The sequence below is a fragment of the Peloplasma aerotolerans genome (assembly GCF_030012175.1).
Classification (GTDB): Bacteria; Bacillota_I; Bacilli_A; order Acholeplasmatales; family Acholeplasmataceae; genus Peloplasma; species Peloplasma aerotolerans.
On the sequence record NZ_JASCXW010000014.1, the window covers coordinates 26,206 to 49,807 of the forward strand.

The 23,602-nt window shown below is 32.0% G+C and carries 25 protein-coding genes and 4 tRNA genes; 9 read left to right on the forward strand and 20 right to left on the reverse strand.

The genetic code is table 11. The features are described 5' to 3' along the window. Positions 1–77: 77 nt before the first annotated feature. The 4 genes from QJ521_RS05235 to QJ521_RS05250 all read right to left on the reverse strand — a co-directional run bounded on the left by QJ521_RS05235 (position 78) and on the right by QJ521_RS05250 (position 2,022). Positions 78–162, reverse strand: a tRNA-Leu gene (locus QJ521_RS05235). Positions 163–215: 53 nt separating this feature from the next. Beyond that, a complete protein-coding gene (locus QJ521_RS05240; RefSeq protein WP_282839387.1) occupies positions 216–1,769 on the reverse strand; it encodes a hypothetical protein in 1,554 nt (517 codons plus the stop codon). Positions 1,770–1,862: 93 nt separating this feature from the next. Next, positions 1,863–1,936, reverse strand: a tRNA-Gln gene (locus QJ521_RS05245). 10 nt (positions 1,937–1,946) lie between these two features. Continuing rightward, a tRNA-His gene (locus tag QJ521_RS05250) sits at positions 1,947–2,022 on the reverse strand. 127 nt (positions 2,023–2,149) lie between these two features. Between QJ521_RS05250 and QJ521_RS05255 the strand changes: the two genes are divergently transcribed. Beyond that, positions 2,150–3,133: a hypothetical protein gene (locus QJ521_RS05255; protein ID WP_282839388.1), complete on the forward strand. Its 984-nt coding sequence runs from the start codon at positions 2,150–2,152 to the stop codon at positions 3,131–3,133. Positions 3,134–3,394: 261 nt separating this feature from the next. On the opposite strand, the gene QJ521_RS05260 is transcribed toward QJ521_RS05255, so the two are convergent. Beyond that, complete coding sequence (locus QJ521_RS05260; protein ID WP_282839389.1) at positions 3,395–4,570, reverse strand: IS30 family transposase; 1,176 nt, start codon at positions 4,568–4,570, stop codon at positions 3,395–3,397. Positions 4,571–4,771: 201 nt separating this feature from the next. Between QJ521_RS05260 and QJ521_RS05265 the strand changes: the two genes are divergently transcribed. Further along, a tRNA-Trp gene (locus QJ521_RS05265) sits at positions 4,772–4,846 on the forward strand. 37 nt (positions 4,847–4,883) lie between these two features. Here QJ521_RS05265 and QJ521_RS05270 read toward each other — a convergent pair. The 10 genes from QJ521_RS05270 to QJ521_RS05315 form a co-directional block, all read right to left on the reverse strand. After that, positions 4,884–6,572, reverse strand: a complete 1,689-nt coding sequence (locus QJ521_RS05270) for a sensor histidine kinase (protein ID WP_282839390.1) — start codon at positions 6,570–6,572, stop codon at positions 4,884–4,886. After that, positions 6,569–7,231 carry a response regulator transcription factor gene (locus QJ521_RS05275; RefSeq protein WP_282839391.1) on the reverse strand — a complete coding sequence of 221 codons (663 nt, stop codon included), beginning with the start codon at positions 7,229–7,231 and terminating at the stop codon, positions 6,569–6,571. Before QJ521_RS05275 ends, QJ521_RS05270 begins: the two co-directional genes overlap by 4 nt. Positions 7,232–7,239: 8 nt before the next feature. Continuing rightward, the gene (gene phoU, locus QJ521_RS05280) at positions 7,240–7,902 is read right to left on the reverse strand and encodes a phosphate signaling complex protein PhoU (protein ID WP_282839392.1); all 663 of its coding nucleotides are present in this window, start codon (positions 7,900–7,902) and stop codon (positions 7,240–7,242) included. A 25-nt stretch (positions 7,903–7,927) separates the two neighbouring features. After that, positions 7,928–8,695, reverse strand: a complete 768-nt coding sequence (gene pstB / locus QJ521_RS05285; RefSeq protein ID WP_282839393.1) for a phosphate ABC transporter ATP-binding protein PstB — start codon at positions 8,693–8,695, stop codon at positions 7,928–7,930. Beyond that, positions 8,692–9,900 (reverse strand): phosphate ABC transporter permease PstA, encoded by a 1,209-nt coding sequence (gene pstA, locus QJ521_RS05290; RefSeq protein ID WP_282839394.1) that lies wholly within the window; start codon positions 9,898–9,900, stop codon positions 8,692–8,694. Before pstA ends, pstB begins: the two co-directional genes overlap by 4 nt. Continuing rightward, entirely contained in the window at positions 9,890–10,837 is a 948-nt protein-coding gene (gene pstC / locus QJ521_RS05295) for a phosphate ABC transporter permease subunit PstC (RefSeq protein WP_282839395.1), read from the reverse strand. The genes pstA and pstC overlap by 11 nt, the downstream gene beginning before the upstream one ends. 70 nt (positions 10,838–10,907) lie before the next feature. Then, positions 10,908–11,840: a substrate-binding domain-containing protein gene (locus QJ521_RS05300; protein ID WP_282839396.1), complete on the reverse strand. Its 933-nt coding sequence runs from the start codon at positions 11,838–11,840 to the stop codon at positions 10,908–10,910. Between the two features lie 132 nt (positions 11,841–11,972). Then, positions 11,973–12,854 (reverse strand): ABC transporter permease, encoded by an 882-nt coding sequence (locus QJ521_RS05305; protein WP_282839397.1) that lies wholly within the window; start codon positions 12,852–12,854, stop codon positions 11,973–11,975. After that, complete coding sequence (locus QJ521_RS05310) at positions 12,847–13,752, reverse strand: ABC transporter ATP-binding protein (RefSeq protein WP_282839398.1); 906 nt, start codon at positions 13,750–13,752, stop codon at positions 12,847–12,849. The genes QJ521_RS05305 and QJ521_RS05310 overlap by 8 nt, the downstream gene beginning before the upstream one ends. Before the next feature lie 78 nt (positions 13,753–13,830). Further along, positions 13,831–14,703 (reverse strand): GNAT family N-acetyltransferase, encoded by an 873-nt coding sequence (locus tag QJ521_RS05315; RefSeq protein ID WP_282839399.1) that lies wholly within the window; start codon positions 14,701–14,703, stop codon positions 13,831–13,833. A 157-nt stretch (positions 14,704–14,860) separates the two neighbouring features. Here QJ521_RS05315 and QJ521_RS05320 point away from each other — a divergent pair, with 157 nt between their 5' ends. The 4 genes from QJ521_RS05320 to QJ521_RS05335 all read left to right on the forward strand — a co-directional run bounded on the left by QJ521_RS05320 (position 14,861) and on the right by QJ521_RS05335 (position 17,628). Beyond that, entirely contained in the window at positions 14,861–15,229 is a 369-nt protein-coding gene (locus tag QJ521_RS05320) for a VOC family protein (RefSeq protein WP_282839400.1), read from the forward strand. Positions 15,230–15,396: 167 nt separating this feature from the next. Beyond that, positions 15,397–16,206, forward strand: coding sequence for a transporter substrate-binding domain-containing protein (locus QJ521_RS05325; RefSeq protein WP_282839401.1), 810 nt, complete (start codon positions 15,397–15,399; stop codon positions 16,204–16,206). Further along, complete coding sequence (locus QJ521_RS05330) at positions 16,199–16,927, forward strand: amino acid ABC transporter permease (RefSeq protein ID WP_282839402.1); 729 nt, start codon at positions 16,199–16,201, stop codon at positions 16,925–16,927. The genes QJ521_RS05325 and QJ521_RS05330 overlap by 8 nt, the downstream gene beginning before the upstream one ends. Continuing rightward, positions 16,924–17,628 (forward strand): amino acid ABC transporter ATP-binding protein, encoded by a 705-nt coding sequence (locus tag QJ521_RS05335; RefSeq protein ID WP_282839403.1) that lies wholly within the window; start codon positions 16,924–16,926, stop codon positions 17,626–17,628. The genes QJ521_RS05330 and QJ521_RS05335 overlap by 4 nt, the downstream gene beginning before the upstream one ends. Before the next feature lie 51 nt (positions 17,629–17,679). Here the strand turns inward: QJ521_RS05335 and QJ521_RS05340 are convergent, their stop codons facing one another. Both QJ521_RS05340 and QJ521_RS05345 read right to left on the reverse strand, forming a co-directional pair. Beyond that, positions 17,680–18,036, reverse strand: coding sequence for a rhodanese-like domain-containing protein (locus QJ521_RS05340; protein WP_282839404.1), 357 nt, complete (start codon positions 18,034–18,036; stop codon positions 17,680–17,682). Between the two features lie 145 nt (positions 18,037–18,181). Next, complete coding sequence (locus QJ521_RS05345; RefSeq protein ID WP_282839405.1) at positions 18,182–18,358, reverse strand: helix-turn-helix domain-containing protein; 177 nt, start codon at positions 18,356–18,358, stop codon at positions 18,182–18,184. A 269-nt stretch (positions 18,359–18,627) separates the two neighbouring features. On the opposite strand from QJ521_RS05345, the gene QJ521_RS05350 reads away from it, so the two are divergent. Both QJ521_RS05350 and QJ521_RS05355 read left to right on the forward strand, forming a co-directional pair. Further along, positions 18,628–18,879: a GlsB/YeaQ/YmgE family stress response membrane protein gene (locus QJ521_RS05350; RefSeq protein ID WP_282839406.1), complete on the forward strand. Its 252-nt coding sequence runs from the start codon at positions 18,628–18,630 to the stop codon at positions 18,877–18,879. A 3-nt stretch (positions 18,880–18,882) separates the two neighbouring features. Further along, positions 18,883–19,344: a hypothetical protein gene (locus tag QJ521_RS05355; RefSeq protein ID WP_282839407.1), complete on the forward strand. Its 462-nt coding sequence runs from the start codon at positions 18,883–18,885 to the stop codon at positions 19,342–19,344. 75 nt (positions 19,345–19,419) lie between these two features. On the opposite strand, the gene QJ521_RS05360 is transcribed toward QJ521_RS05355, so the two are convergent. Then, entirely contained in the window at positions 19,420–20,787 is a 1,368-nt protein-coding gene (locus tag QJ521_RS05360) for an ice-binding family protein (RefSeq protein ID WP_282839408.1), read from the reverse strand. Between the two features lie 312 nt (positions 20,788–21,099). On the opposite strand from QJ521_RS05360, the gene QJ521_RS05365 reads away from it, so the two are divergent. Next, entirely contained in the window at positions 21,100–21,732 is a 633-nt protein-coding gene (locus QJ521_RS05365) for an NADPH-dependent F420 reductase (protein ID WP_282839409.1), read from the forward strand. A gap of 77 nt (positions 21,733–21,809) precedes the next feature. On the opposite strand, the gene QJ521_RS05370 is transcribed toward QJ521_RS05365, so the two are convergent. Together QJ521_RS05370 and QJ521_RS05375 are read right to left on the reverse strand one after the other, a co-directional pair. Then, positions 21,810–22,601, reverse strand: coding sequence for a CPBP family intramembrane glutamic endopeptidase (locus QJ521_RS05370; RefSeq protein WP_282839410.1), 792 nt, complete (start codon positions 22,599–22,601; stop codon positions 21,810–21,812). Positions 22,602–22,665: 64 nt separating this feature from the next. Then, a complete protein-coding gene (locus QJ521_RS05375; protein WP_282839411.1) occupies positions 22,666–23,460 on the reverse strand; it encodes a prolipoprotein diacylglyceryl transferase in 795 nt (264 codons plus the stop codon). Positions 23,461–23,602 lie beyond the last annotated feature (142 nt).

Sequence of the window (23,602 nt, forward strand, 5' to 3'; positions counted from 1 at the left end):
TTTTCACATGATATTACAAAACTTCTAAAATATCGGTTCCAAATAAAAAAACGACATTGTCGTCTTTTTGATATGTTTGGTGCGGGTGACAGGAGTTGAACCTGCACGCCGTTAGGCGCTAGATCCTAAGTCTAGTGCGTCTGCCAATTTCGCCACACCCGCGCAAAAAGAATTATACCCTTTTTTTTGAAGAGTGTCAATTCTTTTCTAAAATATTATATCTTTTTCTTTTTTATTATAAAAAAGGTAAGAAATCCTAATGAAACTGAACCACCAATGGTTCCTATGAGTAAATAGTTGGGTTCTATTTTTTCTTCTTTTACATCAATTCTTATTCTTGAAGTTTGTATTTGACCATCTAGTTCATAATTCAAATATACATAGTAACTTCCACCTAATTTTTCATTTCCTTCATACTCATTATATAAAACACTCACTTGGGACACTGTCAATCCACTTGACATTGTTAGATTTTTAAACCAATCAATGATGTCTTGATCTGTCATGTTTTCTGCAGAGCTTGCTTGAATAATCGTTTCATCTTCAATAAATATAGGTCCTCTATTCTCAATCACATGAATTTCAATATTTTTATAAGTAAAGTTATATTGAGTATCTCCAGCTCTTAGAGCCATTTGATAAATACCAGGAGAGGTTTGTTGATTATAGTTGTTCGTAATGATGTCAAATGAAACATTTGAACCGTCAACATCATCATACACATTAAACCTATTTAATATTTGCTGATTTGTTAATGCTGGATCCGTCGTGTATAGAAATATGGAAAACGGACCAGAAATTGTTGGTCCAACCAAATCAACAAGTTGTATTGGCACAACAAGGCTTGATATATTACCACTTAAATCTGTTGCTTCAACTGTAATTGAATAATGACCAACTGTTGTAGCACTACTGTAGGTATCCTGAATAACAACAAGATCTGATGGTGATATCTCATCAACATTATCTGTAACACTAATCAATTGCTTAATCTCGTCAATTGTCAATTTTTCGCTCAATTGAACTTGAATATCACCAGATAAAGTAATGATTGGACTAGTAAGATCAAAGACTCTAATGTCTAAAAAATATTTTTTGGAAATTCGATTAAATGTTGATACGAAAACCATTTCATAAGATCCAGGTGTTTTTAAACTTGATGAATAATCATCAGTTTCTACTACATACTCTAAAGATCCACCATATGGGTCTTTCGCTATTATAAAACTTTTAATTTGCTCAGTTGTAAGTTGATGATCATAATCAATGGGTAAGGTCCCACCATATTCTAGAATTTCTGTCTCACATATATATGGTTCATATCCGAAAAAATCAGTATATAAACCTTCATACAAAATCGCATCATAGTTTCTAGTATTATCAACTGGTATTTCATGCAATCGAATCCAGTCCAATACTGGCATAAATTCGACATATACACGACCATTGTATGGATCATCTGTCATATACTCATAATAAAAATCATCACCGAATCCTTCTTCTATTAATACTTTAATGTACTCTGGATAACCAGCATGTTGTCCAATGAACTCATAATCTAGAACAAGAGTATACCAAACAAATGATTTAACTCTGATATGCTCAAATGTATCTCCAAGATCTGTTCTATCATTGTGATATCTGAAATTTTGCAAATTGAGATAGTTTTTTCCTCTTGGATAACTAACAGACTCTTCAGCGAATGTTGACGACATAAAAGCAACACAACTTAGTAAAAACATACATAATAAAATCAATATTTTTTTCATCTTATTTCCTCCTGCTTTATATTAGAAAAGAAATAATTAAATTACTTTAAAGCAAAAAAAAATAGAAACAAAAGTCTCTATAAATTTTTATTATGGCAGGCCCAGCTGGATTTGAACCAACGATGAGGGAGTCAAAGTCCCTTGCCTTACCCCTTGGCTATGGGCCTATTAAAGATATGGGGCGGCTGAAGGGAATCGAACCCTCGAGTGTCGGAACCACAATCCGATGCGTTAACCACTTCGCCACAACCGCCATGCTAATGCGCAACTACTATTATACAATAATTTTGGTTTTTGTAAAGTGAAATTGTGTAATTTTATTATTTTGGTTGTTTATTATTCTAAATTCTTGTATCATATTCAAGAAAGGCGTGATGCACATGTTTAAATGGGTCATAAGATTCTTATACATTATGATTATATCAATTGCAACTATCTATGTCTATGGTAGTGCCAATTATTCGAGATTGGAAGCTTATTATGCAGATCATATGGCAGATTCCATAGATGATACAACAACATACCTAGAAGGTATAAATACAATTATGGGACTTGATTATTTTTCAAGTAATCCTATTTATCAATTTAAACAAGACTCAGGAGATTATCAGTTTACTTTAGGTATTTATGCGATTGGCGTGACCCTTGAAAATCAACTTTATGATGGACTTATGGTTTTTGTGAATAATGTTAGAATTGTAGAAAATAATGAGGTTATCGAACATCCCAAACTTAAAATTGTAGTAGCGCTCGATCAAAGCACTTATAAAAGTGGTGATGATAGACTTAACACAGCAACTGTTTTATTTGATTCAGAAAAAGTTTTCCCATATTCATATGTTCCTGCAGTATTTCTATTAGATGCAGATGGTTATTTACAAAGACAAGTTGAGAATTCAGAGGAAATCATTCAGGCACATATATCTCAAATATCAATCGCTTACTCGAATGGCACAAAAAATGATACTGGTGCCTTAGTATATAATGATTCTTTATTGTTTGTAAGTTCTATGGAACCTTATGGTGAAGCTGCATTTGTTAAAACTACAGATTTAGCTATTGATACTAATGAATATAGATTAAGCACTCAATTTGAAGGAAGTCAACCAACAGATGCTGAGTTAGCAACCTTTAACTTAAACACAAACCGTGGAAATCTAGGTGATTACAATAACCTTATTTGGAGAACCATGGCAATCTATATACTTATCACTGGTGTTATAACATATTTCTTGTTCTTCCATAAAGGGGTACGAGAAAGAAAGCAAGCTAAACGATACTTACAAAAAGATGGTGAAACAAGAACTGTAACCGCACAACCTATTTTTAAAGATACGGAAGAGAATGAAAAAGATAGAAAATAATCTATCTTTTTTTCTTTCCGTAGTTGAATAATTAACTTTCTTTTCTAGGATATCGCGCAGTTTTTGACAGATTCACTTGTGTTTAAGACCAATTCAAAATAAAAGAACCAAAAATTAGTTGATTTATTTATAGAATGTGATAAGATGAAATTGTAAATATAGACATTTGATTTCACACTAAAAATCACTGATTAACTTACGCTGACAGTGTAAGTTGCGCGATTGGGTTTTAGTGTTTCTTGTCAAAAGTCTATACCTACATTATTTAACCAGGTTTGGGGTTAAATGAATAGAGTCAGGGTCAATGGCCTTGACTTTTAATTTGTCCAAGATATCTTTACCAAAATGTGTTTTCATCATGTGATAAGCTGTAAGAAATTGGTTGGATCTTAGTTTATAACTATTGATACAGTTAATGAAAACGTTGAGTTTATCTTGTGTGAGAAAATCTAGTGATTTACCTTTGGGAAAAACATATCTAAGTAAACGATGAATACTCTCGATTGCACCCTTTTGATAAGAGGCTAAGGGGTCACAGTAAAACACATAAGTTCGTCTTTCATGTGCATCATTAAACTCTAACTCTTCGGAATCACTAAACTCTGTACCGCGATCTGTTAGAATAACAGGCATGAGCCTTTTGAAATCATCATGACCTAGTTGTTGATATAACCATTTGAAAGCTCTTGTGACTGCACCTGTATGCTTAGGAATGACAAATGCATAGAAGAAATGAAATTCAATGAGGATTAGTGTTAGGATGTAGAATCGATCTGATTTTGCTCCATGAACAGTGTCCATTTGAATTGTAAAAGTTTGAGGGTGCTTTGCACAGTAAGTTAAGTAGTCCATGAATTGACGCCCTTCGATATGCGTTTTAATTTTTGTTTTTGTGGTTTTCTTGCGCTTTTTGAATCTGACCTTACGTCTTAAATCAAATGTTTTTATAGATAAAAGGTCTTGATCGATGTAGCGATATAATGATCTAACACTAATTGGTAAATCTGGATGGGTTGCTTTAATGTGCTCTAAAGATTGTCCGTTTTTAATACCTTTTTTGACGATACCATCTAGATAAACATATTCAGTTGCGGATAAGTTAATACCTTGTCTTGAAGTCTTTAGGACATGTTGATAAGCTTGATTTGCTTGTTTTGCTTCATAGGTAAAAAAATCACTTAGACAACTGGATTTAAATGCACATCCATCGCAGGTAAAAGGATATCGTTGATGCCTTTGACAATTTGTTTTACTGACGTTACTAAATCTAAAACGTTGATTTTCTTTTCTAATTAAGTGCGTTTTGATTTCATAAGATACTGTTCTAGGACTCTTATTGATTTCAAGTGCGATGTCTTGAAGGCTCTTGATTGCTTTAAGTCCAGCTTCTATAGTGATTCTTTCTGATAATGTTAAATGTTTATACTTTTCGCTCATGCTCATTACCCTTTCATATGACAAGAAACACCTTAAGTATAAACCTTGAATCATTAAAAAGTATTAAACCCTTTTATGAAATTATTGTCATACTAACTTTTCTTAATATGAAAAAAGGAAAATAAGTTTGTCAATTAAAGTCTTTTTTTCTTTTATGATTGCTTTTAATTGTTTTAATATGCTATACTTATAAATGCGCTTAGGGGTATAGTGTCAACGGTAGCATACCGGTCTCCAAAACCGTCGGTGCGGGTTCGAATCCTGCTACCCCTGCCATTTACAATACAAAGGACGAAAGAATCGTCCTTTTTTGTTACTCTATTTTTAGTTTAATGGTCATCTTAGTACCTTTACTTAATGTTGAAGAAAGCTCAACAGAGCCATTGTACTTAAGCGCAATATGCTTAACAATAGCTAAACCTAGTCCAGTCCCACCATCGAGTCTACCTTTATCTACTCTAAAAAATCTTTCGAATACTCTTTGTTGATATTCTGGTTCGATTCCGATACCCTGATCTTTAACACTAAAGATAATATCATCATCTTTTTGTTCTAAATCAATATTAACATTTTTATTTGGTTCACTATATTTTATAGCATTCTCAATTAAATTTTTATAAAGTTTTTGTAGATCTAATGGATCACACATAAAAGACAAAGGTTTTGAGTTTACATTAAGCTTGATATTTTTCGATTTAGCAAATGCGGACAGGTTATCAATGACTTCTTTTAACAGCTTATCAATGTCTTGTTTTGAATAGACTTTTTCTTTTAAGTTTTCTAATCTTGATAACATCAACATATCTTCAACCAAAGCACTCATTGTTTCAGTCTGTTTAACAATTTGATGTGATGATTCTATAATTTCTTCAGGTTTAACTAAACCATGTTCTATAAGTTCAGCGTACCCTCTAATTGCTGTTAAAGGTGATTTTAATTCATGAGATGCATGTGAGAAAAAATCACGCTTCATTTGCTCCATTGCACGTTCTTGACTTACATCTTTAAACAGTGTAAGCACAGTAGCTTCCTTACGATTAAACCCTTGAGCATCAACATTAAAAATTCTAACTTCAATGGTTTTACCATCAATTGTTGAATCAAATGTTGATGTCATCTTATCATGGTTTGCTTTTGTAATTGATTCCCTAATTTGAGCATCTCTAATACCATAATAACTCGGCTTTAAATAAGCATCATCGTCAAAATTAAACAATGTTTTAGCATCATCATTGAAAAATACAAACTGTTCATCTTTATCAAATAGTATAACACCTTGTTTAAGTTCATTTAGTATTTCACTAAGTTGCACACGGTATGCTTCAATTGCATTTAGGTTTCTTAATGTTGATAGATTAATATCGTTGATTTCACGAATAATTTCGTTGATTTCTGGATAAGGACTATTGATTGACATCATTTGAACGTTTCCTTGATTTAAATCGATTAATCCATCTTTAACTTTTTTCCATGGCTCAAGTAAATTCTTACTAACTTGTGTTAGACCTAAATAGAAAATCAAAATAAAACCAGCTGATGTCAAAACTAAAACGATGATAATAGAATTGTATGAAGCCTGTTTGGAATCAACTGGGATAGCAACCCTTAAATAATTGTCATCATCTAGTCTTCTCGCAATATATAAAAGGTTCACATCTATTGTATCTGAAGTCCTTTTATAAACAACACCTAAATTTCGAATTTCAGGTCTTCCACTTTTATCTGTTCCTATCGTTTCATCATGAGAATCTGCAAGAACAATTGCATTTTGATCTAAAATCGTTATTCTTCTACCATTTTCATTTTGATATGTTTCTACAAACTCAAGTGGTGTTCCAATAAAAACATTATATTCAACTTCAACTTCATCAATAATAAAGTTCATTAAATCCTCTTGATTTTTTCTTTCAAATGAATATAAAGCGAAAAAAACAACAACAAAAAACAGCATAAAAGCACCTAATAAAAGGAGAATGTTGTTTCTAATCAGTACCCTTTTCATTCGACTTGGTATCCTATTCCACGGATTGTTTTTATTGTTATTTTTGCATCATTTTCTCTTATTTTTTCGCGTAATGATTTTATGTGCATATCTAAAGTACGTGTTTCTCCAATAAAATCAGTCTCCCAAACTTCACTAAAAATTTTCTCTTTTGTCACAACAATATCTTTATTTTTCAACAAAAGTCTCAATATAGAAAACTCTTTATTAGTTAGATATACTTCATTATCATTCATCAAACAGACATGTTTTTTCTCATCTAAGACAACGTCTTTGAGTTGACTAACTTTATCATCAAACTGCTTTCTTAATTTTGCTTGAATTCTAGAAGTAAGCTCTAAAACACCAAATGGTTTTGTCATATAATCATCAGCACCTAAATCTAATGCAATCACTTTATCCATTTCGCTTTGTAAAGCAGATATCATCATGACCGGTGTCTCTTTATCACTTTTTCTGATTATTTTTAAAAGGTCTAAACCCGATATGTCAGGAAGCATAACATCAAGCAAAATCATATCTGGTTTTTCATGTTTATATGCATCTAAAAACAATTCGCCTTTTTGAAATCCTTTTCCCGTCATTCCAGCATGATTAATCGTTTTTTCAATAATATATCCTATTGCTTGATCATCTTCTACATAATAAATAACTGGCATAATCCCTCCTAAAATAATAAAGTTTCTTTGTGTTTCCCACTGACCATAAATATAATCCATTCAGCAATATTGACAGCATGATCACCAACACGTTCAATGTATTTCGCAACCATAAGCACATATACTGCTTCGTTCGGATCTAATTTATCCTCTTTCATTTCTTTTGTCATTTTAACAATGAGCTGTTGGAATAAATCATCGACTTCATCATCTCTATCAATGACTTCTTGGGCTTGTTTTTCATCAACTTTGACTAATGCATTAATACTTGAGAGAACCATTTGCTCAACAATTTCTGCCATTTTAGAAGTCAATGGTAGCATCCGTTGATTTCTATTATCTTCAAGATGCAAGGTCATTTCCGCTATATCACTTGCGTGATCTCCAATGCGTTCTAAATCTGTGATAAGCTTGAGAATCCCTGTAACTAACCTTAAATCACTGGCTACAGGTTGTTCTTTCCATATAATCTTTAATGCGTTTTTAGCAATATCTTCTTCAAACCTGTCTACTTCGTCATCTTTAGCCATAACTTCTTTTGCAAGTTTTAAATCAGTATTCTTAAATGCTCTTAATCCTTCTTTAAGGTTTGCTAACGCGATATCAGCCATTTGTGCAACTTCTTTTTTTAAATCTTCAATTGACTGCATGAGTGATTGTCTTAATGTCATTTTTAATTACCTCCATTATAGCATATTAACCGAATCGTCCGGTTATATATTCTTCAGTTTTTTTATGTTCAGGTGTAGAAAAAATACGTGCTGTGTCATCGTATTCAATAATCTCACCAAGTAAGAAGAATGCTGTTTTATCAGATATTCTAGCTGCTTGCTGCATGTTATGAGTCACGATAATGATTGTATATTTCTTTTTTAACTCTACAATTAAATCTTCTATTCTTGCTGTTGCAACTGGATCTAAAGCTGATGTAGGCTCATCCATTAAAATAACTTCAGGTTTCATAGCAATCGTTCTTGCAATACATAATCTTTGTTGCTGACCACCAGATAGCGATAGTGCAGATTCTTTTAAACGATCTTTGACTTCATCCCATAATGCTGCTTGTCTTAATGATTCTTCGACAATTTGTTTGAGTTCTGTTTTATCTTTAATCCCTTGACATTTAGGACCGTAAGTGATGTTATCATAGATACTCATTGGAAATGGATTTGGTTTTTGGAAAACCATACCGACTTTTTTCCTAAGACCAATGATATCTGTACCTTTTTCATAAATATTATCCAGATGATAATTGATATCACCTTCTATTGTACAATTTTCTATCAAATCATTCATCCTGTTTAACGTTCTTAAGAAAGTTGATTTTCCACATCCGCTGGGACCTATGAGTGCGGTGACCTCTTTTTCATAAATTTGAAGACTTATTTCTTTTAATGCTTGAGTCTCTCCATAAAAAAGATTTAATTTTTCTATATTAAATACTATGTTATTTTCTATTGTCATGCGCTAACACCAAACCTTTTCATATAGTTTTTAGAAATGAATTTAATCGATAAATTCAAGATGAGTACGATAAATAAAATGATTAAAGCAATGGTTGTTGATAGTTCAATATTAGCAGGTTCATCACCCATCATTGACCATATATGTACTGCTAAAGATGTTGATTGTCCAGTTAATGATATATCATCTTTTATTGCAGTACCAATTGCAAATACAAGTGCTGCACTTTCTCCTATAATTCTTCCAATAGCAAGTAGAGTTGCAGTCAATATCCCAGGAAATGCATTAGGCAATATAATATTGAATGTAGTTTGTGACTTACTTGCACCAAGTGCTAGAGATGCAAATCGATAATCATCTGGTACAACTTTTAAGCTTTCTTCAGTTGTTCTAATCACTACAGGTAGTAAAATCACTGCCAATGTCATAGCTCCAGATATAATACTTCCACCTGTAGCATCAGTGATACTCACAATGAATGGAACAAATACAGCTAGCCCCATTAATCCATAGATTATTGATGGAACGCCTGTCAATGTTTCAATAAAGGATCTTACTAATCTTGTAAATCGGTTGTTTTTTGCATATTCATTTAAATATACTGCTGCGCCAATACCAATAGGTAATGCAAATGCTAATGTTAAGACTATCAAATACAAAGTTGTAATAATAGATCCTCTAATACCTCCACCTGTAGTCGTAAACTCTAGTTCCCTAAAATCATACTGATTATCTAAATCTGATATCATTAATTCAGCACCATATCTTGATAACGATGTTGGACTGCCATCATAGGCAATTCGTATAATACTATAATCAGTATCTAAATGTAATAACTCTTCGCCAGTGCCTTTGTTAATTAAATCGTTAAGTGGTGAATTGGGATGAATATAATAAACTTCTACAATGTTTTTACCCAACAAATCTGTGCTATCAGTTAAAGCGATACCCCACCTGTTTGAATAATATGAATCATCTGGTATTTCTATAGTTGGTAAACAATTGCATAAGACCTGATCCTCTCTTGTATCAGCTATATAGTTGAACGCTTGATAGTTATTTGTAATTAAATCTATATTTAATAACTTAATCCCATTAGAAGCAACGTAAAATACAATCAACGATAATGTAACAAGGCTAAAGAATGCAGCACCATATGTAATGATTTGAAAAAACAAGTCTTTAGTTTTTCTCTTATTTAACATTGACATTACCTACCTTTCTTTTAATTGCATTTAATGTGAGATTTGTCAAAACAATAACAATCATTAAAACAAGTCCTACTGAAAAGCGAATGTTATAATCTAGACCTGCTGATTCTTTCATACCTTCAAGCATGGTTGTTGTCAATGTGCTTGTTGTATCTAAAATATCAAATGATAAACCAGATCTTCTTCCACCAGCAACCAAAGATACTGCTGTTGCTTCTCCTAAAGCTCTACCAACTCCTAAAATAGCTGATGTGAAAATTCCGGATTTCGCAGCTGCTAAAACAACTTTGAAATTGGTTTGTGTAGGACTTGCTCCAAGAGCTAGCGAACCATGGATTAAGGTTATATCAACAGATCTGATGGATACTTCTGAAATGGTCGTAATTGTTGGTATTGTCATTAAAGCTAAAATGATGACTGTTGACAAAACAGAGTTTCCACCTTTGGATTGATAACCAAGAATTGCACTAAAGTCATAAACAATTTTTAAGATAAATCCTGCACCAAATAAACCATAAATAATAGAGGGTATTGATGCCAAAATTTCTACAACACTTCTTAGTATTTCTGCTAATTTTTTAGGTGCGATTTTTGCTATAAACAATGCAGTTAAAACACCAATCGGAAATGAAATGAATAGTGATAATGAAACCACATAGATTGTACTAACGATAATAAATCCAACACTATATAGATTGGATTGAAATGTAGGTCCAGTAAGCCACGTATCACCTACTAAAAAGGGGAGTACTGGAACGCTTCCTAAACCTCCATTATTTGTTATAAATGGCGTTAATCCTTTAGCAATAATAACCCCAGCAATAATAAAGATAAAAGATCCTGATAAAATAGCCAATCCTTTAAGAATCTGTTCAACCGTTATATCTATAAGTGCGTTTTTTTGGAATTTTTTCTTCACTGTTTGTTGCATATGCCCGATTCCTTTCTACTGAAATAAGGGACTCAAGGAAGAGCCCCTTTTTCATATCTTTTTTATCTTATTATTCGTTTGGAACGTCTGACCATGTAAGGTATGTTCCTTCATAAATTTTTTTAAGTGTATCGGCTGTTACATTATTGATTGGATTGCTTAAATGTACGATTGCTACAATTGCATCCCATGCAAGTTGTCCATATTGTTCCTCTATAACATTAGATAGTTCTGTTGTTGTAAATGGTCTTGACGAAAACCCTACATCTTTACCAACAGTCTGATCTTTTGTGTCACCATTTGTTCTTTTCCAACCATCACCTGATCCTGTATGATCATGTTCAGCAACGAAATTCCCGGCTTTTGCAGTAAATGCTGCTGTCACTGCTTCAGCAATCTTTTGAATTGAATCAGATCCTCCAAATCTAACAGTTATCGAACTATTGTCTTGTTGTGTGATTGGAAAATCATTTTTAATTGAATCCCATGTTATTGATGATGGTAATGCGATTGCTCCTGAGTTATTGATAATATCAGCAGCATCTGTTGTTCCTAAAAAGGCAACGAATGCATGAACTAAGTCCTCTACATCTTGAGATGGAAAATCACCAACAGCTCTAATCATCCACATAAAAGGACGTTTTAAATCATAGGTGTTATTAATAACATTTGCTTCTGTTGGTTCAACACCATTAAAGTATAATCCTTTAACTGTGTTGTTCAAACTTGATGTTGAAATATAACCAATACCAAATTCATCAATAGACATTGCATTTAACTGTGCTGTGTTGTCTCTAATAACAAATCCAGTGACAAGTACTGAATCAGATTTTGCTGCTTCAGCAAATCCAATACCATTCATAAATCCATCACGTGTTCCAGACGTTGTGTCTCTTGTATACACGGTAATATTACTATCTAAATTAAAACCTGCGTCACTTGGTGTGCATGCAGTCAGTAATAATACAATTGCAAACACCATAATCAATATTATTTTTTTCATTTTCTCTAATCTCCTTATTTTTTTCAACTTAAGTATACGACAATAAAAAAAATAGAGATACCAAGAATCGGTAACTCTTTTGTAAAGAATATGTAAACAAAAAAATGCTCACGAGTTTGCGAGCATTTCAACTTAGTTTTTAATCTTTTTAGTCATATTTTTATAAGCGATAAGCATAAGTATAAATGATATGGCTATAATGCAACCCATAATGATCCACATATTGACTTCTTGTCCAAAAACACCTAGTTCAAGCGTACCATAGGGTAACTCGATTTCATCAACAAGTTCTTGTGAGACTTCTAGAGCAAGTAATCGATATGGCTCTTTTAGCAAAACTTGTTTTAAAACTATTGTCATATGGGTAAACGGAACAACTGATGCTACATATGTCATTGATTTACCTAAAACAAATAGTGGCATATAAATACCGCTAATAAAACCAACAATTGTTCCTAATATCCCTGAAAGTGCACCAAATGCATTTACAGATTTCATCAGTGTTGTTAAAAAAATCATTAAACTTGCAGAAATAAATGTATAAAAGATAATCAATCCAGAAGCTTGAATAATCGTACTAAAAGAATACCAATATCCCGAAATCAAACCTACGTAAAGAATCGTTAAAAACCACATCAGCAAAGATAAAATGGCTGTTACTATGATCGCGGATAAGTAGTAACTTAAAATAATTTTATATCTTTTTACTGGAGTTACTAAGAATCCATCTAATCTGCGATTTTCCAAATCAGTAATCACATTCCCCATCACACCAAGTGATAAGGATATGGTATTAATGACTAAGACACCACCCATAATGATACTGACACCTAGAAAAGTTCTTAGGTTTTCGTCAATCAAATCAAGCTGTCCTCCCGTCGTATATTGTCTACCTATAAATAGAAAATATAACGCTAACAAAATAATGACACTAAGGAATGAGAAGAATACAGCAGTTTTATCTCTTAAGAACTTATATATATTTCTTTTAACTAAGCAGGTAAGATCAAACATTGTTCTCACCTCCTATGACATTAATAAACACATCATCCATTGAGCCTTTAATGACTTCAAATTGTTTAATGTTATCTTTAATAACATTAATTAAATCGATTGCATCCTTTGCATCATCGATTGTGATGATATATTCACTAGAAACCTTAACATAACTTCTCTTTAAACCATCTAAATCAGCTGCTAAACGCTTTTTATCATATGGAACGACCTTGAGTCTATCATAACTGTACTTATCCTTAAGCGTTGTAGGAGTACCTTGAGCAACAATCTTACCTTTGCTAATAATCACAACATGATCAGAGTTAGCTGCTTCTTCCATATAATGTGTCGTCAAAAAAATAGTTAATCCTTTTTTGGTTCTTAAATCCTCAATAACTCTCCAAACTGTTTGTCTTGTTTCTGGATCTAGTCCTGTTGTAGGTTCATCAAGCAATAAAATTTCAGGGTCAGAAAATAAAGCTCTTGCAATTTCTGTTCTTCTTTTTTGTCCTCCAGAGAGTGTTTTATATCTTTGATTCTCAAACTCAACTAAGTTTAGATATTGACTTAATTCTTGATATCTTTGCTCAACTTTTTCTTTGTTGTTGATATAAAGTGATCCTCGATAAATTAAGTTTTCTTTTACAGTTAAATCGTCATCTAAGACATTGCCTTGAAAAACAACGCCTATCTTGTTTCTAAAATATGTTTCGTTTGTTTGATCGTTTAGATAAATCTTACCTGAATCTGCATTTAATAATGTTGTCATAATGTTTATCGTTGTTGTTTTCCCTGCTCCATTTGGCCCTAAAAATGCGAAAAGACTACCTCTTTTCACTTCAAACGATATGCCTCTTACGGCTAAAACATCCCCATAACTTTTGACAAGGTTTTCTACTTTTATAATTGCATCCATATCATTTTCCCTTCATGTTCACTTCATTTTTTTCATAATATAAGTATATCATAGATGAGTTATGAATAAAAACCATGGTTAAATCTGTTGTTTTTTCTTAAAACGAATCGCATAATCAAATGGGAGAAAGCCCATATTTAAATACACAGAGCGATTAGATCCAACAAAAATGTCGGTTGCTCCATCATTTCTAGCGCGTTGTATTGCATGATAAATACATGCTCTTGCAAGATGCTTTTTTCGATGTTCGGGAACAGTAGCAACAGGCTCTATTAAAGCTGTTTTAGTTCCTTTTTCATACCATACACCCGCATATGAAACATATTGATTGTTATGAACCGCTACATAAGTATAGTACTTTTTAAAATTTGGCGATGAAGTCATAAGTCTTCTATCTTCTAGGTTTTGTTTACTATAATCCATTTCATCTCCATGGTCAAAACCTCTCCATAATGCATGATGAATTTGATCTAGTCTATAATCTTCTTCTAGCGATACAATGTCATAACCTGGAGTTTCAGGTAATTCTATAGGTCCATTGTTTAATCGTGTTACTGGGTCTATCCAGTCTGTTTGTTCATAGTTTAGAGATAGCAATCTTTGCTTCATATCTTCATCATTAGGAATGATAATATCATCTTGTATATTGTTTTCAACCATGTAGTTTATAATAAAGTCTTTGAGTTCTTGACTGTCATCATAAACTAAAAAATATACACCTGGCTCATCTTCGATACTTAACAAACCTTTAATTTGATTATCTTTCATAAATAAGGTAATTAGTGATAAGTCTTCTGTTTGAAACGAATCTCTTGCGAACATCCATTCCCATCTACTCCAATGAAAATGAATGTTTTTTAGCATTTCATTGTGCTTTAATAAAAACTGTCTCACATCTTCAAATGTTTTTCCGTATGCTTTAGTTTTTGGATATAATTTTGTATAGTACATCATGGCCTCCTGCTTTGTCTAAATATCAAATTTATTCTAACATTTTAGTCTAGATAAATGAATAGGATTTTGATAATATACATTAAAATAGTCTCACAATACATCAAAACACAAAAATTCATGAATTGTTGTATAATGAAATTGGGAGGAGATATCTATGAAAATCAACAAGGTTGGACAAATAGCAATACCCATCCGTGATATGAAAAGAGCTATTGAATTCTATGAAAATGTTTTAGGACTTAAGCTATTGTTTAAGACTGATCAGCTAGGCTTTTTTGATTGTGATGGTGTAAGATTATTGTTAGCTTTACCTGAAAAAGAATCGAGCGATTATTTAAGTTCGATTATTTACTATCACGTTGATAACATCAATCAAGTTTATGATGAATTATTAAATCGTGGTGTGCAAATCGTTCAAAAACCACATATTATTGCAAAAACAAACAAGATAGAGACATGGATGACATTTTTTAAAGACTCCGAGGGAAACACTTTGGCTTTAATGAGTGAGAGCGAAGTTTAGACAACATTTTAATGCTTTATTAAGCCAAATAAATGGTATGTCTAAATATGCATTCCACAATTGTAATTTTGGATGATTGGCAAATTTAATTTATATGTTGCGTATGCTTTGTTTTTATAATGAAGAATATTTATAATGTATATATGTAAGGAAAAGGAGAATCAATTATGAAGAAAATATTACTTATTTTAACCATTACTATAGGAGCAATTATTTTATCCTCATGTGGACGTGATCAAAGAGTGTTACGCGTCGGTATGGACTTAAAGTATCCTCCATTTGAAACTGTTGATACCAGCAATAATCCTGAGGGTATTTCAGTTGATATCGCCTATGCTTTAGGCGAATTTCTAGGACGCGAAGTTGAGATTGTCAATACTGATTTTGGAGCCATTATTCCATCAATCCAATCTGGAGAAATCGATGTTGCTATTGCATCTATGAGTATAACTGAAGAAAGAAAGCAAATTGTAGACTTCTCAGAACCGTACTTCTACTTTAAGATTATTACTTTGGTTAATCAAAATTTCGCAACAGCGAATGGTATTAATGAAGATACAACTGTTCAAGAACTACTTGCTGTTGAAAATACCAGATATATCGGGATTGCTGCTCAAGTTTCAGCATCCATTCCTCAAAGTTATGGTAAGGAAGTAACTGAAGCTACTGATTTAGGTACTGCTGTTGAGTCTGTTGCTCAAGGTACTGCTGATGTTTTATTGATGAGTGCTAACCCTGTTGTTGATGGATTTAAAGCGAATCCAAATACGACAATGGTGATGTGGGATCCATTTGTAGCTAGTCCAATCGGAATGGCAGTGCGTAAAGGCAATACTGAGTTACTTGAACAAGTCAATGCGTTTATCGCAACATTTAGCGAACCCGATGGTTTATATGATGTTTTAGCAGCTAAATGGGATAACATTTTGCTAGATCGTCTTGGACGTTATGGCTTAGACTTCTATATCAATGAATAAGTTTGTTGCCTATGTGCTTGCAATACTGACAATCTTATCGCTTGTCGTATTCATTATTACACGTCAAGATGAGCCATTTACGTTGTCATCTTTTAGAGTTTATCAAAATTTGATTACAACAGGTATTGGTAATACAATCATTGTTTCAATAGTATCTTTATTGGGTAGTTTAGTTTTAGGTTTTATATTCTATTTATTTTCAATATCAAAAGTGAAGTATCTCAATGCGCTAACTGATGTTTTTACTGAGATTATTTATGGAACTCCTTTATTGGTTTTCATCGTGATTACTGCATTTGTAATCGGTCCTGCATTTGGTACATATAACCGTAATGCTATGGGTTATCTTGCATTAATTATTTATATGACGCCATATATGAAAAATGTATATCAATCTGCATTTTCAAGTATTGGTCGTGATCAATATATGACGATGGATTTATTTGGATTTACACCTTATCAGAGATATCGTTACATAATCATTCCACAAGTCATTCGGATATTAATGCCTCCAATGATGAACAATTTTACAATGATTATTAAAGGTAGTGCATTATTAAATGTCATCAGCTATACTGAACTTTATTATGCAATACGTGTTGCGCAATCACAAACATTCGCTTTCGTTGAAGGCTATATTTTGATGTGGGTCTTATACTTGATGATTACAATTCCACTATCTCAAGCAACTAAATATATTGAAAGGAAGTGGGCATTGTGAACATAGAAATCAAAAACATATCGCATTCCTATGATGTGGAAGTGTTAACAGACTTGAATTTATCGCTTTCAAACTATCATTCTGTAGCTATTATTGGAGTTTCAGGTTCTGGTAAATCTACTTTGATTCGGTTGATGTCAGGATTAGAACTTCCTTCATCTGGGTCAATAGAAATCAATGGATTTGATGTGCGTGATGAAATTTATAGAAAAAGCATAGGTTTTGTTTTTCAAAACCACAATCTATTTCCTCATTTATCACTTAAGAAAAATATTTCACTCGTATTAGAAAAAACAAGAAATATGGATAAAACTGAAGCTGATCGTACAGCTTTGAGATACTTATCTTTATTACATCTTGAAGACCAAGTCGATAAGCTTCCTAATAATGTCTCTGGTGGCCAAGCACAACGTGCTTCTATTGCCAGAGCACTTAGCATCAACCCTGAAATCATCTTTTTAGATGAACCTACATCTTCCTTGGACCCTATTTTAACCCATGAGGTTTTAACAGCTGTAGAGGAGCTTAAAGGTCTAGGAAAAGATTTCATATTTGTAACACATGTTATGAGCTTTGTTAAAGATTTTGCTGATTATGTTATTTTTATGGATCAAGGAAAAATTGCCGAACAAGGATTGCCAACAATCTTGGATCACCCCAAAAGTGAAGCATTAAAATCATTTATGCAAAAAGTAAGATAAACAACCGATAAATCTAAAATAAAAAAGAGTGAACCTATTTTAAATAACTTTTTAAATAGGCTTACTCTTTTTTGTTATGATTTCATATGGCCAATCGATTAAACCACCCATGTCATAGACAACATCATAACCCAATTGTTTCATAATTAGCAAGGCTGAATGACTTCTAATACCACTTCTACAATAAATTACATAAGTTAATTGCTTGTTTGGAAAATATGTTTCTATATGTTGTTCTACACGAGAAATAGGAAACAATATCGCATTTGGAATATGTGCATGTTCAAATTCACTTTGTGTACGTACATCAAGTAAAACTATAACTTTTTCTTCTATCATTTTTTTGTATGTTTTTGGATGTATCAAATAAGCTTTTTTTGATCTTTTAAATAAGTTTGATATATACATTTGAATCCCTCGTTATCTCTATATTGTATAATGTATAAAAAATAATCCCAATAAAATTGAGGTTATATTTGTATGTTAAACAGTTATAAAAACGAGTTGTCTAAAAAACCTAGAAAGTGTGAATATCTTCCTAGGTTTGCGATGATTAAAGATTTGTACCCGTCTGTAAAAAACGTTCTAAGTCAACGTGATTAATTCTCCAGTATTTGCCAATCTTGATTGCTTTAAGCATTCCACTTTTAATATAATTATAGATTGTTCTTTGTGTCACTTTAAGAATACCTGCAACCTCGTCAATTGTGTATAATTTAAATTCACTCATTTCATCACCTCAAATTGTACTGCTGCTCAGTGATTTCACTCAATGAACATTACAATTACATTATATTACTTAAATTACTTATTGTCAATCTTAAGTACATCTTATTGTAAATATATTACTTCATTATGTATTCTTTTACATTATATTATAATATCTTCATGTTGTATACACTATTTTCATATTATGGTATAATCAAATTGTCTTATAAAGGAAGATTGTTAGCACAAAGCTTCTATTAGATTTATATTTCTTATCGGGAGGTAAATTTTATGTATATTATATTATGGTTAATTTTTGGAGCACTTGTAGGTTGGATAGCTAGTATACTAATGAATAAAAACAGAAGTATGGGATTACTCGCAAATATTATTATTGGTATATTAGGTTCAATATTAGGTATGTGGTTACTAGGTATCTTCGGATTAGGTCAACCCAATACATTTTCGTTTATGGGATTTGTTGTTTCAGTTGGTGGAGCAGCATTACTCATTGCAATTATTACATCATTGAGAAGGAGATAAAAAATGAGAAAGATTACAGCAAATGAGTTTAAATTAAGCAGCATTATTGTTGGAGTTTTAGCGACACTTATGATTTTGTTTCCTGCATTAACTGTTGGGGATTCGAATACATCTTATTCAGGTATTCAGATAGCATTTGGACATGAGTTTGTTAATCTAGGTGGATTCGGTAGTGGGCAAATAGAATTTAGTATATTGAATTTGATCGCATATACATTACCTTTAATTGCCGTACTACTTCTAATATTTACTAAACAAGGAAATCTGGCAGCAACAATTATATTTGGAGCAGCTGCAGTAATGTTTTTCTTGATCCCAGAGTTTACAGTTGTTTCAACAACAATTCTTGGAAATACAAATGAGATAAATATTGATTGGACATTTGGTATTGGTTTAATCTTTGCAGCTTCATTATCATTGCTAGGCTTATTGATTGGATTATTTAGAATTTATAAAAAAGTATAAAGAAAAAAGATTAGTTTGTAACCAATATCATGTTGGAAACATTCTAATCTTTTTTTATGTCTTTATGCCTTAATATTAGTCGTTTGATTTAACAACAATAGTTGCATCAAGTGTAACTGCTGTTTGTGCATATAATCTACCATTGATTGAAGAATTAGTTCCCATTGATATATTTGTCATCGCAAGAATTGTTCCTTCAAAATGTGAGCCTGAACCGATTGCTACTGTATCTGCAACTTGCCATACGATGTTTTTAGCATCTGCCCCACCTGCTAGAATAATACTCATATCTGAAGCCATTGTAAGATTCCCTGATATTTGGAAAATCCATACATCAGTTGTACTACCTGTTAAGGTAAGATCTGTGTTAATTAATACTGAACTACCAAATTTATAAACGCCTGGAGTTAATGTTTTTCCACTTAAGTCTCCACTATATAGTTCTGTGTAGTTATTTGTTCTACCTGCTGCATCTGAATAAGCAATCATCATATCAGCTATTGCAGTTGTTAATTTATCAGGAGTTGGTGTTGTGTAATCAGCTGCATAGATCATACCAACAACTTGACTAGATGTTGAATATGTTCCTGATGAATCCATTATCAATGAAAAACCAGTAATGTATGATGCTGCTGATGGTGAAACACCTAAGTCACCTGTAATATCTGAAGTTGTTGCTGTTGATATGCCTGTTTCAGCTAAGATAACATAGTCACCTGCTGTACCTAAATTTACAGGATCTACTTGTGCTTCAAAAATAACATAATAAAATTTTTCAATATCTTCTGTTGTTGTGACAGCAATAGCTGTTGTACGTTCTAAGACATCAGTTGAAGTGACATCTACTGCATCTGTAATCACAACGGTTGAAGTTGTTTCATATTGAGTAGCTGTAACCACCGGTGTTACAATAATGCCATCTGACATGACATGCACATAACTAGTTACTAAAGGATTAAAGTCTAATACTGAACTACCATCAACATTTAAATGAGTTAGAGTAGCATCCATATTTGCTGCTAACTGATTCGAAATCGTGATAACTTTCGATCCATATACCCCAGTTGTTGCATTTGATGTTGCTGTAACAGTAACAATACCATCTGTTTCAGCTGTAAGTAATCCTGCAACAGTTATCGTAGCAGAACCAGTTCCATTGGTTACTGACCAAGTAAATGTTGGATCAGTTGCGTTTGCTGGTAACACAGTTGCTGACATTTGTAATGTTCCACCTAGTGCTGAAATAGTTGTTGCACTACCAGCTGCGGAAAGTTCAATTGATGTAACATCAATATCTTCTGTACGAATAACTTCTGTCGGAGTTGGAATGACTTCTGTTGGATCTTCTTCATTTGTTCCACAAGCTGAAACTAAGAATATCATCGTAACTAAGATTGCAAAAATCATCATCTTAGGATTAAATATTTTTTTGAGTGTTTTCATTTGAATACTCGCTTTTCTAACTTAAACAAGAATAAATTATCTTTAGTTCAAGTTAACCTCATTATATACCTTTATTTTCATTTTTTTTACTTTATTTTCATATTATGTGTTTTATCACACCTTATTTTACTTCTTTTTATTATATTTAATCTTATTTTCTTATATATGACGCTATAGTTGGAGTTAATATTGGTAAAACATTCATAAACATGTTGGAAGGGTAGGTTTTCTATTTATGATTAATGCATATTTCTTCTACTCTTTAGACATGGTGATATAATCAAGGTAATTAATAAAGAAAGGTTGGATGGTATGAAAATAGGGATAATTGGTGCTGGAGATGTCGCAAAAACACTTGCAGTTGGTTTATCTAAAAATCATGAGGTGAAAATAAGTTCTCGTAATCCTGATAACAACAAAGAGTTCATGAATTTACATCCTAAAGTTGAAGTTACTACATTTAATGGGGTTTCTAAATATGGAGAACTCATAATAAATGCTTTGCCTGGAAATGTTTGCTTAAATGTTTTGGAAACGATAAAACCTAATCTTGAGAACAAAGTAATGATTGATTTAGCAAATCCTTTAGACTTTTCTAAAGATTCATTTGAACTATTTGTAGCAAATAATGACTCTCTTGGAGAACAAATTCAAAGACTACTTCCTAATACTTATGTAGTAAAAGCTCTAAATACAGTAACAGCTAAATTGATGGTTGATCCTTCTTCTATAAAAAATCCTCATGATATTTTTATTTGTGGCAATCTTGATAATGCTAAACAAACAGTAAAAAATATTTTGATAAATGATTTGGGTTGGAAAACAATTCATGACTTAGGCGATATTCAAGGATCAAGATCAATGGAGCAACTGATGCATCTTTGGTTAAAATTGTGGGGTAATATTGGTCACACTCTATTTAATTTCCATATAGAAGTTAAGTAATCATAGAAAATAATGAAAAAATAAACCAATCGCTGAGATTGGTTTTTTGTGTAAAAATGCTCTTAACATTATTTATATTAATCATTGAATAAAGTTTTATTTTTTATCTGTCTAAATATCCACAGTGTATGAAAAGCTGCTAAAAGAGCAATGATGATTGTTATTACGGTTGTGAACTGATCATACCTACCATCTACTGTACCTAAATAAAACATAACTTGACCAAAAAAATTAAAAGTTGCATGCAACAACATGGTTAACCATAGATTACCAGTTTTTATGAATAATACAGCCCACATCATACCAACTAAAAAGGAATAACCAATCTGTAACATTGTACTATTAACTGATGCACCATTAAATATATTTATCACATGGATAAATCCAAATATTACTGATGACAGAATAATTGATTTCATAACGCCATTTTTTTCATCTTTTAGTTTATTTAACAAATATACTAAAATCATACCTCTAAAAATAATTTCTTCAAAAAAGCCAACACTAAGACTCTCTATAAAAAATAAAAAGACTCGATAAACGGGTTCTGTCAAAACTGCTCGCCCATCTAAAAAAGCGATGATTGGAAAGTTATTGATTGAAACAATAAATGCAGGAATCATAATTAATAGTGCTTTTGATACATTCTTAAATTTAAATATATGTCCATGTCCTAAACCATAAATGATAACGATAAAAACTAGTCCACCGAGTATTCTTAGTAATGAACCTGTAATCATTTGAGTATCTAGATTCTCTTGAAGTACGTTAATATCTATTAACACCAAAACAAACATGAGAATAATAAGCAAAAAGATTAAGTTTTTTTGATTCGTATAGCTTAATACGTCATTGTTCTTATCTTCCATATGAATTCACTTTCTAATAAAAATGATATCAATGTTACAGACTCAACATTGATATCATTAATGATTATTTGTCTAAAACTTTTGATGCATAAACATGTTTAGTAATGAGATAAACACCAAGTAACACCATTAGCAAACTCATTAGTTGAGATGGTGTTGGGAATATATTATATTGAGTTCTAAATAATGGTAATAGAACGCCACGATCATCACCACGAATAAATTCAATTAAAAATCTCCATACACCGTAACCAATAAGGTATACTTGTATTTCTTTATTTTTAAATGCTTTAACTTTATGCAACACAGCAAATAATATGAACAAGAATATAGCCTCGAACAACTGTGTTGGATAAACTGCAGCGTCCGGGTATAAGGTATGAGACTGCCCGTGTGGGAAAATAACACCTAAATAAGACTCAGTAGGTATACCAAAGCAACATCCAGCACAGAAACAACCTATACGACCAAATGCGTGTGCCAATACTACACCTGTAATAACCGTATTTCCTATTTGTCTCATATCTTTATTATCATCTTTGTAGAAGTATTTCATCAGAATTAAGAAAGCTGCGAAACCACCGATTAAACCACCTAGAAAGTTAATCGATCCAAATTCTAATTCACCTGCCTTGATAGAGTGGAAAATGCCATCTAAAATAAATGAAAAGAAAAGCGCAAACAATAAACTAATACCGACTAAAACAAGTATTCGATTGGTTTGTTGTTTCGTGAATCCATCTTTACTCTCAAGACGTTTTGCAACGTATATTAACATTAAGAATACACCGATGATTATTAATAGGTCATACATCGGTATTGTATACCCGAAAATCTCTGGAAATAGGTATGGATACATATTATCAACTCCTTATTATTTTTATTTTATCACGTTATACTTTTAATCTTTTAAATTTTGATTATATATTCGTTTATTGAAAATTCTTTACACAATAGACACAGTAAAATATATCGATTATAATATCAAAATAACACTACCA